This is a genomic window from Bacillus sp. L75 (assembly GCF_003676355.1).
GTDB classification, from domain to species: domain Bacteria; phylum Bacillota; class Bacilli; order Bacillales; family Bacillaceae; genus Bacillus; species Bacillus velezensis.
Map to the genome: position 1 here is coordinate 41,230 of NZ_ML064912.1, position 16,431 is coordinate 57,660.

Annotated in this window: 18 protein-coding genes and 1 pseudogene; 10 read left to right on the plus strand and 9 right to left on the minus strand. The window is 44.0% G+C overall.

Annotation, left to right across the window (positions count from 1 at the left end):
* Nucleotides 1-101: 101 nt before the first annotated feature.
* Nucleotides 102-533 (minus strand): GNAT family N-acetyltransferase, encoded by a 432-nt coding sequence (locus tag D5S11_RS16145; protein WP_106080295.1) that lies wholly within the window; start codon nucleotides 531-533, stop codon nucleotides 102-104.
* A gap of 120 nt (nucleotides 534-653) precedes the next feature.
* On the opposite strand from D5S11_RS16145, the gene D5S11_RS16150 reads away from it, so the two are divergent.
* The 5 genes and pseudogenes from D5S11_RS16150 (at nucleotide 654) to D5S11_RS16170 (ending at nucleotide 3,793) form a co-directional block, all read left to right on the plus strand.
* Nucleotides 654-1,106: a MarR family winged helix-turn-helix transcriptional regulator gene (locus D5S11_RS16150; RefSeq protein ID WP_007409879.1), complete on the plus strand. Its 453-nt coding sequence runs from the start codon at nucleotides 654-656 to the stop codon at nucleotides 1,104-1,106.
* Between the two features lie 183 nt (nucleotides 1,107-1,289).
* The gene (locus D5S11_RS16155; protein ID WP_032870851.1) at nucleotides 1,290-2,168 is read left to right on the plus strand and encodes a YitT family protein; all 879 of its coding nucleotides are present in this window, start codon (nucleotides 1,290-1,292) and stop codon (nucleotides 2,166-2,168) included.
* 111 nt (nucleotides 2,169-2,279) lie between these two features.
* Nucleotides 2,280-2,741, plus strand: a complete 462-nt coding sequence (locus D5S11_RS16160) for a MarR family winged helix-turn-helix transcriptional regulator (protein WP_172437936.1) — start codon at nucleotides 2,280-2,282, stop codon at nucleotides 2,739-2,741.
* 13 nt (nucleotides 2,742-2,754) lie between these two features.
* On the plus strand, nucleotides 2,755-3,393 hold the full coding sequence (locus D5S11_RS16165) for a nitroreductase family protein (RefSeq protein WP_004393039.1): 639 nt from the start codon (nucleotides 2,755-2,757) through the stop codon (nucleotides 3,391-3,393).
* Nucleotides 3,394-3,423: 30 nt separating this feature from the next.
* Nucleotides 3,424-3,793 (plus strand): annotated as a pseudogene (locus D5S11_RS16170) (DUF1304 domain-containing protein).
* A gap of 84 nt (nucleotides 3,794-3,877) precedes the next feature.
* Here D5S11_RS16170 and D5S11_RS16175 read toward each other — a convergent pair.
* Complete coding sequence (locus D5S11_RS16175) at nucleotides 3,878-4,456, minus strand: LysE family translocator (protein WP_012118916.1); 579 nt, start codon at nucleotides 4,454-4,456, stop codon at nucleotides 3,878-3,880.
* 126 nt (nucleotides 4,457-4,582) lie between these two features.
* Here D5S11_RS16175 and D5S11_RS16180 point away from each other — a divergent pair, with 126 nt between their 5' ends.
* The 3 genes from D5S11_RS16180 to D5S11_RS16190 all read left to right on the plus strand — a co-directional run bounded on the left by D5S11_RS16180 (nucleotide 4,583) and on the right by D5S11_RS16190 (nucleotide 7,391).
* Nucleotides 4,583-5,455, plus strand: coding sequence for a LysR family transcriptional regulator (locus D5S11_RS16180; RefSeq protein ID WP_007409874.1), 873 nt, complete (start codon nucleotides 4,583-4,585; stop codon nucleotides 5,453-5,455).
* Between the two features lie 158 nt (nucleotides 5,456-5,613).
* Nucleotides 5,614-6,831, plus strand: coding sequence for an MFS transporter (locus D5S11_RS16185; RefSeq protein WP_020958111.1), 1,218 nt, complete (start codon nucleotides 5,614-5,616; stop codon nucleotides 6,829-6,831).
* A 50-nt stretch (nucleotides 6,832-6,881) separates the two neighbouring features.
* On the plus strand, nucleotides 6,882-7,391 hold the full coding sequence (locus D5S11_RS16190; RefSeq protein ID WP_015240966.1) for a DinB family protein: 510 nt from the start codon (nucleotides 6,882-6,884) through the stop codon (nucleotides 7,389-7,391).
* A gap of 77 nt (nucleotides 7,392-7,468) precedes the next feature.
* Here the strand turns inward: D5S11_RS16190 and D5S11_RS16195 are convergent, their stop codons facing one another.
* The 6 genes from D5S11_RS16195 to D5S11_RS16220 form a co-directional block, all read right to left on the minus strand.
* Nucleotides 7,469-8,131, minus strand: a complete 663-nt coding sequence (locus tag D5S11_RS16195; protein WP_007409865.1) for a GntR family transcriptional regulator — start codon at nucleotides 8,129-8,131, stop codon at nucleotides 7,469-7,471.
* A 79-nt stretch (nucleotides 8,132-8,210) separates the two neighbouring features.
* Nucleotides 8,211-9,767 carry a glycoside hydrolase family 32 protein gene (locus D5S11_RS16200; RefSeq protein WP_108725310.1) on the minus strand — a complete coding sequence of 519 codons (1,557 nt, stop codon included), beginning with the start codon at nucleotides 9,765-9,767 and terminating at the stop codon, nucleotides 8,211-8,213.
* Nucleotides 9,768-9,828: 61 nt separating this feature from the next.
* Nucleotides 9,829-11,250, minus strand: coding sequence for a glycoside hydrolase family 68 protein (locus D5S11_RS16205; protein WP_015240964.1), 1,422 nt, complete (start codon nucleotides 11,248-11,250; stop codon nucleotides 9,829-9,831).
* A gap of 347 nt (nucleotides 11,251-11,597) precedes the next feature.
* The gene (locus D5S11_RS16210) at nucleotides 11,598-12,515 is read right to left on the minus strand and encodes a DMT family transporter (RefSeq protein WP_007409862.1); all 918 of its coding nucleotides are present in this window, start codon (nucleotides 12,513-12,515) and stop codon (nucleotides 11,598-11,600) included.
* A gap of 210 nt (nucleotides 12,516-12,725) precedes the next feature.
* Nucleotides 12,726-13,876, minus strand: a protein-coding gene (locus D5S11_RS16215) for an IS3 family transposase (RefSeq protein ID WP_241211466.1) whose coding sequence is annotated in 2 segments (ribosomal slippage) — nucleotides 12,726-13,603 and nucleotides 13,603-13,876 — 1,152 coding nt in all. Because the reading frame shifts where the segments join, the coding sequence is not laid out codon by codon here.
* A 113-nt stretch (nucleotides 13,877-13,989) separates the two neighbouring features.
* On the minus strand, nucleotides 13,990-14,919 hold the full coding sequence (locus tag D5S11_RS16220) for a manganese-dependent inorganic pyrophosphatase (protein ID WP_004393053.1): 930 nt from the start codon (nucleotides 14,917-14,919) through the stop codon (nucleotides 13,990-13,992).
* Between the two features lie 206 nt (nucleotides 14,920-15,125).
* On the opposite strand from D5S11_RS16220, the gene D5S11_RS16225 reads away from it, so the two are divergent.
* Nucleotides 15,126-15,497, plus strand: coding sequence for a winged helix-turn-helix transcriptional regulator (locus D5S11_RS16225; protein ID WP_004393054.1), 372 nt, complete (start codon nucleotides 15,126-15,128; stop codon nucleotides 15,495-15,497).
* 37 nt (nucleotides 15,498-15,534) lie between these two features.
* Here D5S11_RS16225 and D5S11_RS16230 read toward each other — a convergent pair whose 3' ends face one another.
* Nucleotides 15,535-16,020, minus strand: coding sequence for a spore coat protein (locus tag D5S11_RS16230; RefSeq protein WP_007407913.1), 486 nt, complete (start codon nucleotides 16,018-16,020; stop codon nucleotides 15,535-15,537).
* Between the two features lie 133 nt (nucleotides 16,021-16,153).
* On the opposite strand from D5S11_RS16230, the gene D5S11_RS16235 reads away from it, so the two are divergent.
* On the plus strand, nucleotides 16,154-16,306 hold the full coding sequence (locus tag D5S11_RS16235; RefSeq protein ID WP_004393059.1) for a hypothetical protein: 153 nt from the start codon (nucleotides 16,154-16,156) through the stop codon (nucleotides 16,304-16,306).
* The last annotated feature ends 125 nt before the right edge of the window (nucleotides 16,307-16,431 follow it).

The following is a 16,431-nucleotide window of genomic DNA, read 5'->3' on the forward strand; positions in this document are numbered from 1 at the left end:
ATACCTTTTAGTTGTGAGTTTCAGAATATGAAAAAAAGCCTTTATACAAGGCTTTCGGTAAATAATTCATACAGCCGTTTGGCTGCTCATTCAGTGACAGCTCACAGCTCTTTTATCATCAAGACATGCGGGATGCCGTCTTCCATAAATTCCGGTGAATCTGTCTGATAGCCCAGTTTGTGATAAAAGCCTTCCGCATGTGTTTGTCCATGCAGTTTACATTGGGTGATGCCTTTTTCTTTTACCATGTTTTCTAATTCGCTTATGATGACTTTGCCCAACCCGTATTTACGGTAAGGCTTCAGGATGCAGATTCGTTCGAGCTTGCCTGTATGGTTTACAATGCGGACGCGTCCTGTGCCGGCAGGCTGATTTTCATGAAAAACCAAGACATGCCCGCACTGTTCCTGAAGCGTATCGAACTGATCAAATTCATCGGATTCAGGTACTTGCTGTTCCTCAATGAATACTGCTTTTCTAATCTCAAGCGCTGCTTGCAAATCAATTTCCGTTGTTATTCTTTTTATCTTCATAATCAACCAATCCTTTTCACATGTTAGTCTGGACTGCACGGCTTGCTTGTGGTCTTATAGAAGTAACGATAAAATAATTATATTGCAAATGCAACAAAAATATGAGGGGTTTGAAAAGATATGACTGATATTTTGCGGGAAATCGGCATGATCGCACGGGCACTGGATTCCATCAGCAATATTGAATTTAAAGAATTAGACTTAACAAAAGGGCAGTATCTCTATCTTGTGCGGATATGTGAAAACCCGGGAGTGATACAGGAAAAAGTGGCGGAAATGATTAAAGTCGACCGAACAACAGCGGCGAGAGCAATCAAAAAATTGGAAATACAAGGGTTTATTGAAAAGCGTCCTGATGATCAAAATAAAAAAATAAAAAAACTGTTTCCGACTGAAAAAGGGAGAAAGGTTTATCCGTTATTGCAAAGAGAAGGAGAGCATTCTGCGGAGGTAGCCCTGTCCGGCTTTACATCTGAGGAAAAAGAAACCATTTTCAGCCTTCTTCAGCGGGTGAGAAAAAATATAGAACATGATTGGGAATTTGTGAAGAAGGGGAATAAAAGAGATTATTAATGGTCATTAATTCCTTTTAGTGAATGATTGCGTTGTGAATGATTAAAGTCATAAATGGATACGTTATCTGTGAAATCTCCTTCCTCGGTTCCTGCTTCAACATAGCCGATAGGCTTATTTTTAACGAAAAGTATCAATTATGGTATATTTAAATAAGAAAAAATAATTGAAGCGGGGAATGATATGAGTACAATCGAAAAACAAAGACGTAAGAAATTCAGAGCGAAATCAATCGTACGGGCCATCATGGTCATCATCGGCGGAATTATTGCCGCGTATGGACTGGAAACCGTATTGATTCCGAATAGTGTATCTGACGGCGGTGTGACCGGACTCAGCATTGTCGGTTCACAGCTGTTTCATTTGCCTCTTGGGATCTTAATTGCGGTGATCAATATACCGTTTGTCTGGTTAGGATATAAGCAAATCGGGAAAGGTTTTGCGTTTCTATCAATTATCGGTATTGTCTCACTTGCCGCGGGCACGAGTTTTTTCCACCACACACCGGCTATCATCGAGGGAGACACCCTGTTAATCACCGTTGTCGGCGGGATTATTCTCGGCTTTGGAATGGGATTGGCATTGCGCAACGGCGGCGCATTAGATGGAATTGATATGCTGGCTGTGCTTCTGTCACGGAAATTGCCGTTTGGCACGAGCGACCTCATTTTATTTTTAAACATGTTTGTGTTTATTTTTGTTTCTTTTGTATTTGGGCTGCAAGGCGCATTGCTTTCCGTCATTGCTTACTACATTGCATCTAAGGTGATTCATGTGGTTGAGGAAGGCTTAAGCGGTTCTAAAACATTTCAGATTATCACCAATGAGCCTGCATTAATGGTAGAGACCATTCGTGAAGAATTGGGCCGGAGCGCTACTTATAAAGAAGCATACGGCGGTTTTTCTCATGAAAAATTCCAAGAAATCACATGTGTCATCAACCGTTTGGAAGAAACCAAACTGAAAGAAATTATTAATGACATTGATAAACAAGCCTTTGTGACGGTATATGATGTCGCAGAAGTAAAAGGCAGTAATTTCAGAAAAGTCCATAATCATTAAGTAGAGAGCTGCCGTTAATCGGCAGCTTTTTTTAAAAAAGGAGAAAAAACTTGCAAAAATAGAATGACGGCTGTATATTATTGATATATCAAATATTGACTAGTCAATTAATTGCGCAAAAGAAAGTGGGGATGGGTTTTGACAGCATGTTGTTCAGAGGAAGGCGAGATTTTATATCAGCTCCAATCACTGCATAAAGTGATCGGCACGAAGTTTGAAGCGTGCACCGGAATCAGCCAATCCCGCCTTGAGCTTCTCGCCGTGCTTTTTTACGTCGATGAGATCAGCCAAAGCGATCTTCAGAAAAAGGTGAATATTGATGGCGCAGCCGTGACAAGACACTTGAAACAGCTTGAAGCCAAAGAAATGGTCACAAGAAGGCGGAAGCCCGAGGACAACCGAATTATACTTGTCCGGCTTACTGAACAGGGGCGGGAGAGAATTGAGGCTTCCAAAAAGGAGAAGGAGCGTTTCATAAAGGAAATGCTTGCCGGTGTCAGCGCGGAAGAACGCAGTATGTTAAAAAACGTATTGTCACAGATGCAGAATAATATAGAAAATATGAAAGCATAGGAGTGTTTTACACATGAAAACAGAACTGAAAACAAACGACTTTATGGACATTATGAAAGGCCGCCGTTCCATTCGGAATTACGATCCGGCTGTTAAAATCAGCAAAGAAGAAATGACTCAAATCCTGGAAGAAGCAACGACAGCACCGTCTTCAGTCAACGCGCAGCCGTGGCGTTTTCTCGTCATTGACAGCCCTGAAGGAAAAGAAAAACTCGCGCCGCTTGCCAGCTTTAACCAAACACAAGTCAGCACATCATCTGCGGTGATCGCGGTTTTCGCAGATATGAACAGTGATGACTATTTAGAAGAAATTTATTCAAAAGCGGTCGAACTGGGCTACATGCCGCAGGAAGTAAAAGACAGACAAATCGCTGCGTTGACGGCGCATTTTGAAAAACTGCCGGAGCAAGTGAACCGTGAAACGATTCTGATTGACGGAGGACTCGTTTCCATGCAGCTGATGCTTACGGCGCGCGCGCACGGCTATGACACAAACCCGATCGGCGGCTACGATAAAGAAAAGATTGCCGAGGTTTTCGGAATGGATAAAGAGCGTTATGTACCGGTCATGCTGTTATCAATCGGAAAAGCGGCAGACGAAGGATATGCTTCCTACCGTCTTCCTATCGAAACAATCGCACAATGGAAATAAGGTTGAAGTGAAGCTGAGGGGAGAGGGACAGTGGAGATTATTGCAGCTGTTTTCGTCGGAATTGTAGCTTTAGAACATGTATTTATCATGATACTTGAAATGTTTTTTATCAATTCGAAGGCAGCTAAGCGGTCCTTCAAATTGCCGAAGCATTTAGAAGGTGATCGGAATGTAGCGGTCATGTTTGCAAATCAGGGTCTGTATAATGGATTTCTGGCTGCCGGCCTCATTTGGGGGCTGATCCTCGGAGCTGATCCGATTGGCCATATGATTCAAATGTTTTTCGTCATCTGCGTGGTCATCGCGGCCCATTTTCGGAGGCTTTACTTCAAACAAATCAATTATCGTAAAACAAGGACTTCCGGCTGTTTTAGCGCTTATTTTTCTTTTATTGGCGTAGCAGACGGAAAGAGGGCTTCCGGAAAGGAAGCCCTCTTTTTTTATTCTGTTTTGAAAATCATTCCTTAGGCGGATCTTTTTTGAATTACAGATAAATGCTTACCGCAGAATAGATGAGCAGCAGACACATCACGATGCGAAACGCTTTATCGTGTTTCTCAAAGAGATGTTTAAAAACAGAGCCGAACGCCGACCACAGCAGTAAAGCCGCCCAGCCCAGGAGAATAGCCGACGCGAGCCAGAACGCAATCAATGGATACGTGTGCTGAAATGGCAATATAAAAGCGCTCATTAAGGTTAAAAAGAATAAAATACTCTTTATATTGATCATTTGAAACAGAAATCCCGATAGAAAAGACGATCGGGTTTTTTCAGAATCGCCTTTTGATGTTTTGGGCAGCGAGATCTGCCAAGCCAAATAGAGCAAATAGACGGCTCCGGCAATTTTAAAGTAAGGTTCCACGACGGGAATCCAATGATAAACACTCATGGTAAACAGACCGCTGAGAATGCCGAGCACTGCAAATCCCGTCAGGATGCCGCCGTTAAAACGCCATGAACCGATAAAGCCGGCTCTGCGCGCTTCATTCATCATTAAAATATTGCTCGGTCCGGGTGTAATAGATGTCATTAGGACATAAGAAAGAAAAGCTATGATACTCATTAAATCACCTTCATTTGCTAATGTGATGGAACCGTTTTTTATTGTATGATAAGAATAGTTATAAATAAAATTGAAAAATAAAATCGCATTATTGATTTTTTCGATACATCTTAGAGGTGAATTCATATGGAGATCAGACATCTTATTACATTTCAGGCCATTGTAGATAAGGGAAGCTATACAGGGGCCGCGGCGAAGCTGGGATATACGCAGTCGACGATTACGACTCATATTCAGGCGCTTGAACAGGAGATCGGCGGCGCATTATTTACGTACGAAAAAAGGCGTCTGAAACTGACGCCTTTAGGGAGAGAGCTGATACCGTTAGCCGAGGATTTACTTTCCGCCCATGACAAGATCAAAAATATGCAAAGCATTCACGAGGTGAAGGGCGTTTTAAAAATTGCGGCGCCGGAGTCTTTGACCATTTCCAGACTGGGGCCGATTATCAGAGAATATTCCATGAAGTATCCGAACGTCAATATCATATTGAGCAACGGAACATGCGGGCAGAATCAGGTGGAATTAGTAAGCGGCCGCGTGGATATCGCATTTATGGTGTATCCGGAGATACAAATGGAAAAATGCATACATCATTCTTTATTGGAGGAACGCATCGTCCTCGTGGCGGGCAGTGACGCACCGGAACATTTTGACGACTATCAACAAAGCGGCAAGCACTTTTTTATTACAAATGAAGAAGGATGCAGCTATCGGACTATGTTTGAACGATTTCTCGTCAAGCATGATATCAGTCATTTACAAACAATGGAATTGTGGAGTATAGAAGCAATTAAGCAGACGGTGATGAGCGGACTCGGTTTCTCCGTTTTACCTTATATTACGGTAAAAGAAGAGGTAAAAGCGGGGAAGCTGAAAATTCTTCAGCAGTCTGAGCCGTTCGAGCGGCTTTATTCTCATATGCTGGTCAAAAAGAAAAAATGGCAGCTTCCGGCCGCTGAAGCTTTTGTGTCGCTTGTTCTTGAGATGATAGGTTAATTTGAAAGCCGATGCCTGCGCGCATCGGCTTTTGTTTTTGTCCGGAATCTTAATGACATTTTCGATGTCAGCCAGCTTTGACTCCATACCTACCTTTTTTAAAAAAAGAGAGCTGATCAGCAAATATGGTATGATTTACATAATCAGGGAGTGAGAAGATGAATATGAAGAGAGCGTATTATGCTATTTTATACAGCCAGACCGCTATCAACTTGGGGTTCTCACTTTATACGATGGCTGTCATCTTGTTTTTGTTTACAAAAACCGGTTCGACGGCGATGGCCTCTCTTATGACGTTCGTCAGCATTGTATGTCGCGTATTGGGCAGCGCCATTTTGCCGCTGGTCACCGGCCGGTTCACGCTTCGGTCTTTGTTAATCGGTTCTCAATTGATACAGATCACACTGTTAGTCTGTTTGTTTTTTGTCATCCAAACCGGTTCATCCGCATTCTTTTTTCTGATGTTTTGTCTGATCGGAGGCATTTCTTTTTGCAACGGATGGTTTGCTCCGATAAAAAGCGCACTGATTGGGGAAATCATTCCTCCTGATCGAAGGGCGAAAGCGAACGGTTTATTATCTGCGGCGGATCAGACCGTTCAGTTTGCGGGGTGGTCTCTGGGCGGCGTCATCATAGCGTTCTTGGGAGAGAGCGATACAATGATCGTCACTGTCATGTTATTGGTTTCTTCGGTTTTGGGCATCATTCTGTTTCTTCAAGTACGCTTGTGTGCGCCGGCAGCAGTCAGGGAACGTTCCCTTTTTGCAGATGCGGCAAGCGGCTGGGTGTATTTATTTCAGCAAAAACAGCTCAGGGTTCTCATTGTGATGGATGTGATCGAATCGTGGGCAGGCATGATATGGATTGGGTCTGTGTCCTTGACTTATGTGCATGACGTCCTTCATAAAGGAGAGGCTTGGTGGGGGTATGTCAACGGAGTCTATTATGCAGGGACGATGATCGGCGGACTGATCATCTATAAGTTATCCGGTAAGTTTCAGCATCATCTCATTCCGCTTATGCTGACGGGAGCCTTGGCATATGGAATGTTCACGTTTATTTATGGGTTGATCACAAGCGCCGTTACGGCCCTTTTTCTGGTGCTGTGTATGGGGCCGGCTTGTGTATTACGAGATCTCACGCAGGAAACATTCCTTCAAAACATCACGACCGAAAAGACACGGGTCAATATATTAGCGGCGAGATCAGCTTTAGTTCAGTTCATTTTTATGTTTTCCATTATCGGAACGGGGGTTATCTCGGATGTATTCGGCGTGCGGTTTATTTATATTGGCGCAGGCCTCCTCTTATTAATTTCGGCTTTTATCGGATTTTCTCAGCTGCGAATGAAGAAGATGGTACAAAGCCGCATGTAGTGTAGTATAATGAGGAACGTACGTTCTATATCGAGAGAGGAGAGGGTAATGTGGGACATCTGGCACTGCAATTGTATGATTATCATCTTTGGGCAAATCAGCAAATATTCACCCGGCTTAAAGAGCTTCCGGAGGATGTGTATCGTAAGGAGATTCAAAGTGTCTTTCCGTCGATAGCCGGTGTATTGACTCATGTGTATCTGTCGGATAAGGGGTGGTTTGATGTGTTCTCCGGAGAGCGTCTGGAGGATACGCTGAAATCAGCTGAACAGCAAAAAGAGGACATCTTGTCTAAAGAGATAGAAGAGCTGGAAGATATGTTCTCGGAATTATCAGACCGGTATCAATTATTTTTGCAAAAGGAAGAAAATATCAGTCTCCCTCTTGAAATAGAGCATCCGTCAGGTGACATCATGAAAACCGCAGCGGCCGATATGATCCTCCATGTTGTGAACCACGGAACGTATCATCGCGGGAATATAACAGCCATGCTCAGACAGATGGGGTATGCTTCTGTGCCGACGGATTACGGTATGTATTTATATATAAACAATAAGTAAACAAGACAGCCAACGCGGCTGTCTTGTGATATCCGTAAAAAAGCCAAATCATATGAGTGATTTGGCTTTTTCATTTGCTATGCCATGTTCTGCAGCCGTTCTAAACTGTTTTTCCAATTCGCTTCAAGCGCTGTAAAAGCAGCGGCGGCATCTTGCTGTTCTAATGCGTGAATGATATCAGAGTGTTCATTATATGATCTGTTTAAAGCGCCGTTTTCACTGAAATAGCGGATTTCCATTCTCTGAATTTTGACTTTCAGGCTTACTAGCAATTTGTGAAGTTCGGCGTTGTCCGCAAGCAGAATGATGCGATGGTGAAATGCATTGTCCGCTTCCAGGATGGCCAGTTTATCGCCGTCTTTCATTGTTTGAAGAAGATTTTCATTCAGCTGTTTCAATTCCTGAATCACGGCATCGTCCACATGCGGGAGAGCTTGCTGCAATGCGAGTTTTTCAAGCGTCCAGACGATGGAATACAAGTTTTCCGCTTCTTTTAACTCAATCGGAGCGACAAGCGTCCATCTGTTCGCTTTTGTTATCACCAAGCCGTCATCTTCCAGCCGCAATAAGGCTTCCCGTATCGGGGTGCGGCTGATTCCCAATGTTTCCGACAAATCCTTGTCCTTTAACTTTGTTTCCGGTTTGAGCTTGCCCGTTATGATCCAGTTTCTGAGTGTGCGATACACTTCGTCCCGCATGATGGTTCTTTTCAGCACAGGTTCTTTGTTTTGATTATCCAATGGAACACCTCATGAATCGTAGTATACATATTTTCATTTTACCACAGTCCGGGCGCTGGTTAGAAATGAAGAGGGACGTCTAAGAATGAATCGAACCGAGATGCTTCATCTCAATATGCTGAAAGTCAGCGGAGCCGCCTTCAGAAAAGAGCGTGATTCCCTGATCTTCGTGTTTTGGGAACACTTCATTTGTCAAAACGGTTTTTCCGTCGTCTGCAAATACTTCAATACTTGTTTTATCCACGAGAATTTTCAGATGGACGCGCCCTTTGTTTCCGTCAAATGGGGCTTTGCTTTCGGCGTATGCGCCGGTTTTATCAGGCTGGTCTGTAAACGATCTGTTCACATAGGCATAGCCGTCTTCTGCCGAAATACCGACATCAATATGCCGACTTTGGTCTGCTGATTCTCTGAGTCTGACGCCTGCATTTTTGATATCTGACCAAGCGATATCCATATCAAGCTGATATGTATCACCTTTGATCGGCAGTGTCTCTGAACCGTTCACCTGTTTGTGTTCTATGCTGTCAGTTGAAGAGGTTAATTGGTTCAATGCTTCAACCGGCTCTGACACAAGGCTGTATGTGCCGCCGTCCTGCTGCTGAAGGCGGATTTCACGGACGATAGAATCCGTACCGTTAAAGCCGTTTTTTAGTGTCGGTGTTTCATTCGGATAATCCCAATTGTTCATCCATGCCAGCGCATAGCGTTTTGTCAGCGGATCTTCGCTATTACCGTCCTCAAATGTGACGCCGCCGTACCAGTCAAAGCCGTAATCGAGCCATTGCGGTTCTTCTTGATCGGCGGAAAATTCCTTCCCGTCAAAGTTTCCGGTCCAATACGCGTACGTATTCGGTTTGCCTGCGGGTTTGCCGTTTGCGCTTGCGCCCAGAACCCACTTGGCTGTTCCGTCATCTGCACGCATCATATAAAGGTCGGGGCATTCGACGAGGCCGATCTGCTGAGTGATAAAACCGCCCGTGTATGTCCAATTTTTTAAATCGGGTGATTCATAAAAACCGATTTTTTCGCCTTCGGCCATGGCCATCACCCATTTGTCATCCTGTTCATCCCAGATCACTTTCGGGTCCCGGAAATCCTTAGTTCCCGGATTTTTCATCACGGGCTGATCACTATAGGAAGTAAACGTTTTTCCTTTGTCCGTGCTGTACCATAAATATTGTTCCTGGGCTTTTGTTTTGGCTGTCGGCTGCGTTGTGACGGCGACCAGCGCGTTTTTGCCGAAGCCCGCGGTGTTGTGTTTATCAATGACGACAGAACCGGACCATATATCGCCGTTTTCGTTGGTGTATTTCGGAATAGCCGTGCCTTCGTCCGTCCAGTGCACCAAGTCCTCTGATACGGCGTGCCGCCATTCTGTGCCGTTGCCGTTCGGGTAATCCCGATTATAAAGATAGTAGTAATGATATTTCCCCTCGAAAAAAATGGGCTTTTGAGGGTCGTTTTTCCATTTGTCCGGGGTCGTAAAATGATACGCCGCACGGTAATCTTTCTTATGCTCCGTGTTTGTGTCAGAGGAATTGTGGCTTTTGTTCGGCAGTAAGCCGACAAACAGGAACGCACCCAAAAAGATCAATATTACAACGGGCCATTTTCGTGCCATGATTGAGTTCACCATCTTGTTGAGAAATAAAAGAAAATGCCAATGAAGTATCGGCATTTTCTTTTTGTTGTTATTAGTTGTTAACCGTAAGCTGTCCTTGTTCAAGGATGCTGTTTTTAACAACGGATGTTTTCTTGCCTTTGATGTTCATTAAGAAGCTTGGCGCAAATGTTGCCTTTTTATCCTCAAAGAAGCCTCTGTTTGTCATGTAGCTTGTGATCACGACATTGTTGCCTTTGGCTTGCGGCACTGCGAAGTGAGAGTAAGTGAACGTTACATCGTTAGGATCAAGACCCATTTGCAGTACAAGACCAGTTTTGTTCAGCGGCTTGTAAGGACCTGTTAAAGAGTTTGATACATAACCAAGCATGTAGATATCGTTGGAGTTAATACCGTCGATCGTCATTTTTGAACCGCGTGAATCAGTGAACAGATACCATTTGCCGTTCATTTTGAAAACATTCGCGCGCTCGATTTCATCAGTTACCGTGTTTGAAGTGATCAGCGGCTTCATGACTTTTTTCAATGTGTAGTCATTGTTTAATTCTACGATGCCGAGGGCGCCGTTCGCTAATTCAGCATCGCGTTTTTTAGCACTTTGCTGAAGCTTCTGACTTTCTTTACGGAAGAAGTTTGTGCTGCCGCCGTAGTACGCTTTGTTAAACAAAGATTCTTCGCCTTGGTATCCGTTATCTGTTCCCGTGTTGGCTTCGAATACAAGGTATTTATGGCCTTTGTCTTCAACGTAGTGAGGGTCTCTCAGCGTATGGTTGTCGCCGGATGTATAGTTCCCTTCATCGATAAACTGCTGAACGTTTTGATATGTTTTTCCGTCACCGTCAAAAATCGTTTTATGATCTTCCACTCCGTTGATCTTGAGCGTGTCATCAGATTTTGACACATTTACCTGCGCCGTTGTCAGGCTTTGTTTGCCGTAATGTTTACCGGAAAAGTCAGTGTAGAATAAACGGATTTTCCCGTCAGATGTAAAGGTTGCAGAACCGGACCATTCTTGTGTCTGTTCTTTCAGGATTTCATCGTTGGCGTCGAACTTATCGCTGTCTTTAAAGACACGGCCAGCGTTTTTCCAGCTGTCGATCGAGTTGTCGCCGACTTTTTGATAAAACATGTAGATGGATGTGTCATCAGCGTCTTTCGGGCTTCCGGCAAGAGCAAACACGACGTGATAGCCGTTGTATTCAGCTACTGTTCCGTCAGCGTTTTGGAGCGGCCAGCTGTCCCACACATCCAGTCCTTTTGCGGACTCGATATTTTTAATTGTTGATTGGTCGAATTGAGGCACTTGGTATTTTTCACTTTGCTGCTGTTTAGGGATCTGCAGCATATCATGGCGTGTGATGTGAGAGACGCCGTACGTTTCTTTGTAAGGTTTTTGGGTATTTTCTTTCGCGAAGGCTTGAGTCGCTCCCCCTGCCAGAAGTGCAGTCGTAAAAGTTAGAACTGTGGCTCGTTTTGCAAATTTTTTGATGTTCATGTTCATGTCTCCTTTTGTATGTACCTTTTTTTGCGATCTACCGATTCGCTCCTCCTGCATTCATGGATGGCAGGTTTGTTACAGAAAAAAAGACCTAAAATATGTATGGGGTGACGCCAAAGAATTCACTTTGCCCTTAACACATTTTAGGTCTTGCCTGCTTTATCAGTAACAATCCTGCATGATTTACTTGTCGACATCATTCTATTAGACTCTGATTCTATTGACAACTGGTCTATTTTCCTCTTTTGGATGATAGTAAAATGAAAAAAGGCCTTTTAATATATGGGTAATTGAGACTAAGGGGTGCTCTGGGCCTAGGAAAAAACCTCTCTAAAAAAGAGAGGTTATTTTTTCTTGATAGATAATAAAGCGATGGTAGCTAAAATCAGCAAAGTACCCAGCCATTCTGATATTCCGAAGGGAACATGCAGCCAGATCACAGCTAAAAAAGCTGCCGACAGCGGCTCTGCACAAGCGAGCAGGCTGGTTTCAGAGGCACTCAGATATTTCAGGCTTTCCAAGTAGCAATAAAAAGCGATGAGCGTTCCGAAAATGATGATAAACACGATCGCGGCATATGCAGGAAAGGACCACTCGCCTTCAAATTTCCAGGGCGGGCGGATCAAGCTGAGGGCGGCTCCGCCGATCAGCATGCCCCATCCGACAATAATGGCAGATCCCCATTTCTTCAGCAGACGATGCGGCTGAAGGGTGTAAAACGCCAGTGCAAACGCCGAACTGATGCCCCAAAAGACGGCCAGACCGGATACGGACAGGCTTCCGACATTCCCGTGCGTGACCAAAATGAATGTGCCGGCAACCGCCAATAAGACGGCGAGCAGCTCTTTTCCTGAAGGAATTCTCTTTGCGCGAATCGCTAAAAAGCATGTAATGATCGCTGGCCCTAAATACTGAAGAACGGTAGCAGTTGCCGCGTTGCCGTACTCAATTGCCGCGAAGTAGGTGTATTGAACGCCTAACATTCCGAAAATCCCGAATAAAAGAAGGGGAATTCTGTCCCGTCTGTCTTTCCAAACAGCCCATATCCGTCCTTTTTCTTTGCGGTACGCGATGCCGAGCAGAAGCGCCCCTGACACCAGAAGGCGCACCGAAGTCAGCCATTCTGTATTAAAATGGCGGTGCTGGAACAGATACTGGGCAACCGTTCCCGAGACCCCCCATAAGATAGCTCCTGTAAGCACAAGCCAAATGCCTGTTGTTCGTGAATAAGAAAGAGCAGCGTGTTTTTCCAGGATAGACACCCCCGATTCTGATGTTCTGATATTAACTTACAATAATTAGGAAAACGAACTCCTTACATGTGATATATTATATATTGTATATTAAATTCCGTCAAAAAGATTTTCGGAGAAAGCTCTTACAAAACGGCCGTCTGAGGAATGAGCTGTAAAAAAAAACACCCCGGCGGGTTGGGACTGACCCCCGTTTTTGAGACAGGGATCAAAACACCTTTAAGCAGCCAGCTGTCGGTATGTGACCGGCGGCTGGTTGTTTAGTTTCGTTTGAATACGAATGTTGTTATAATAGTGTATATAGGTTTCGACAGTTTGTTCTACGATGGTCGTCGTAGTGCTTTCCAACCTGTCGAGGTAGAACGTTTCAGACTTTAGTGAGGAATGAAACGATTCAATGGAGGCATTATCAGCGGGCGTCCCTTTGCGGGACATGCTCATGGTAATGCCTTTTGTTTTAACAGCTTTCTGATACTCATAAGATGTATAAACAGAACCTTGGTCACTATGTAACACACAGTTCTCTGGCAGTGCGGGCAGCTGATCAAGTGTGTGTAAGACAAAGTCTGTGTCCTGTCTATCGCCAATCGTAAAAGCAATCACTTCTCCATTGTATAAATCCAATATACTGGAAAGATACAATTGTTTCTGCCCATAAGGCAAATATGTGATATCCGTTACTAGCTTTTCCAGAGGGCGATCAGACTGAAAGTTCCGCTCCAATATATTCTCGGCCACGGCATATGGCTGCCCATTCTTCTTGCGCTTTTTCACCTTAACCCGGCATTGCCACTGATTCTTCTGCATAATGCGCTGAACCGTTTTATGATTCATACGCATTCCCTTTTTTAATATGGCTGTGATTTTCCGATAGCCATATCGATACTTGTGTTCTCGGCACAACGTGCCGATTTGTTTTTCTAAATGGTATTTAGGGTTATCTTTCATCAGATTCTTCTTCCAACGATAATAAGATGCTCGTGAGATACCTAAATGAATACAGATATCCTTTATGGTCATTGTGCTGCGCAATGCTTCTACAAGCTCGACTGGCGTTTCGCTATCAGCTTCCTTTCCAATTCGTTGTACTTTTTTAACACTTCATTCTGTTGTCTCAGATAACAATTTTCTGCCTGCAGTTTCTCTAATTCGGAAGAATACTCTGGACCTTTTCCATAAGAATATTGCTTTCCGACAGGTTGTTCGAATCGATGTGTGTCCCCAGCTTTATACCACCTGACCCATGTCTGCACCTGCGTCTTATTCTTTATATTCAATTCCTGCATGATCTCCTTCACAGGCACGCCCGCCAATCTCATTTCTACAGCCTTCTGTTTGACTTCAACCGGATAACTCACTCTTGCCCTCATAGAAAAACACCTCCAAGTCTAATTTCGGATAACAACGATCCGTTTTCAAACTTGAAGGTGTTTTTTGTTTGTCTCATATTATGGGGTCAGTCCCGGTTTCCGGGGTGTTTTGGTTATTCTGCAATCGCGTCTGTTAAAACAGGAACGACTTGTTTCTTTCTGGATACGACGCCTTTTAAAAGAGCCGTGTTGTTTTCTAAAGTCACGTTGAATGCTTTTTCCACTTTTGACGCTTGATCACCGATGGCAAGCGCAAGGGAATCGTTTTCCAGAATATCCGTAATCACGAGAAGGAACAGGTCAAGGTTCTTCTCAGCAATTACTTTTGAAAGAGCCGCTTCTAATTCCGGCTGACGCTTTTTAACATCTTCAATATCAACTGTGTTGACTTGGGCGATTTCGACTTTTTTGCTGCCGAGCGTGAACTCTTTCGCATCAAGAGAAATCAGTTCTTCCACAGTTTTTTTGCTTAAGTCGGCGCCCGCTTTCAGCATGTTTAAGCCGTACTCTTCCGCATCTACGCCGGCAATTTCAGCAAGCTCTTTTGCCGCTGCGATATCTTGCTCCGTGCAAGTCGGAGATTTAAATAACAGAGAGTCGGAAATGATTGCTGACAGCATGAGGCCCGCAATTTCTTTCTCGATTTTCACGTTATTTTCTTTGTACATTTTGTTTAAGATCGTAGCCGTACAGCCGACCGGCTCAGCACGGTAGTAAAGAGGTTCCGCTGTTTCGAAGTTGGCGATACGGTGGTGGTCGATAACTTCAAGAACCTGAACGTCTTCGATATCCTTGATGCTTTGCTGGCGTTCATTGTGGTCAACAAGGATGACGCCGTTTACTTCGTTTGCGGCTGTTTCCACCAAACGCGGGCTTTCCTGCTTGAAATAATCAAGCGCGTATTGTGTTTCGCCGTTGACTTGTCCAAGGCGGACGGGCTCAGCATTGAAGCCGAGTTTATTTTTTAGATCAGCGTAGGCAATGGCAGAGCAAATGGTATCTGTGTCTGGGTTTTGATGTCCGAAAATAAGAATTTTTTCCATAATAACTCCTTGTCCTTTTTTGTAGTGTAAACAATCTTTTTATAGTTTAACACGTCTTGAGGAGGGTGTAATCTTCAAAACCTTAAAAATTGATGTGAAAAAGAAGCATTTTTGTTGAGAGGTGGAGAGGATTGCGAGTAAAATACTGGGTAAGTCAGATGCTAATCAGCATATAGTATCAAAAAAGGTACTATGGAGGATGAAAAATGAACATATATCCGAATAAAGAAGGTTGTCCGGTTGAACTGACGCTTTCCGTTATCGGCGGAAAGTGGAAGGGTATTTTGTTTTATCATATGATCGGCGGAAAAAAGCGGTTTAATGAGTTTCGGCGCATTTGCCCCAGCATTACGCAGCGTATGCTGACGCTTCAGCTTCGCGAGCTTGAGGCGGACGGCATCGTGCATCGCGAGGTATATCAGCAGGTGCCTCCAAAGGTGGAGTATTCTCTTACCGAATTCGGCAGGTCGCTGGAACCGATCGTTTTGCAAATGAAGAAATGGGGAGATGCCAACCGGGAGTTTCTCGAGACATACCGGGAAAAAACGTCTCCTCAAGATCAGTCCGCTCAAAAATAAGAAGCAGCAAAGGATTAAATTCCTTGCTGCTTTTTTTTTATTTCATCGCGATGGCCTTTCTGGCGTTGCGCACGTCATTTTTCAGCAATTCGCTCAGGTTGTAAGCCGGATATTGACCGCGTTCTTCCATATACTCAAAGACCATTTGATGCCACTTGATGGCCGCATTTAAGTGCTTGACGAAGACGTGTCTTAATTGAGGTGTGGCCGTCTCTGTAATGGCTCCGGCATAATTGCGGACAGATGTTTTGGCCAGAATGAGCAGGCCGCCGCTGTAAAAGGAGGAATCAGCGCGCTCTTCTGTTTCATCCTCACGAAAAGCGGGAGCTTCAGGGAAGAAAGGAAGCAGTTCACGCAGATTTTGTTCCAGCGAATGGATGGAAAATCTGTAAAGCTGTTTTAATCTGGCGTCGCTTACGTCCCGCTCTGTTCTTTTTAATTTCACAAGTCCGTTTGCCTGGAAAGCCACTAACTCATGCAGTTCTAACGTTTCATGCCATGCTAATGTTCTCCGCTCAGTCATGGTGTAAGAATCTCCTTTATCCTTCATTTTCACTATCAGCATATGCCCCGGTTCCGATGTTGTTCCTGATGTTTTGAAGTTTCCAGAAAGGGAAAATCAATGTAAAGGAAATACGAAATAGAGGTGAAACTATATGTGGGACATGATAAAGAACTTTTTCCTTTTCAGCAGCGGGGTTTTGCAGGCGACCACTCTCTTACTTATCGTTATCGTCTTGTTATATGTACGAAAAACTAAAAAGAAAAACAGAGATACTTCTGGTTTCATGGATGATCAGGATCACTGATACAACGGGCATTCTTTCACTGGGATGTCCGTTTGTCTGTTTTCATGTTTCACATGGAACATTGGGGCTGTCCGCGCTCATTTTACTTGCGATTTCGACTTATGTTAAAATATATACGTGTATTT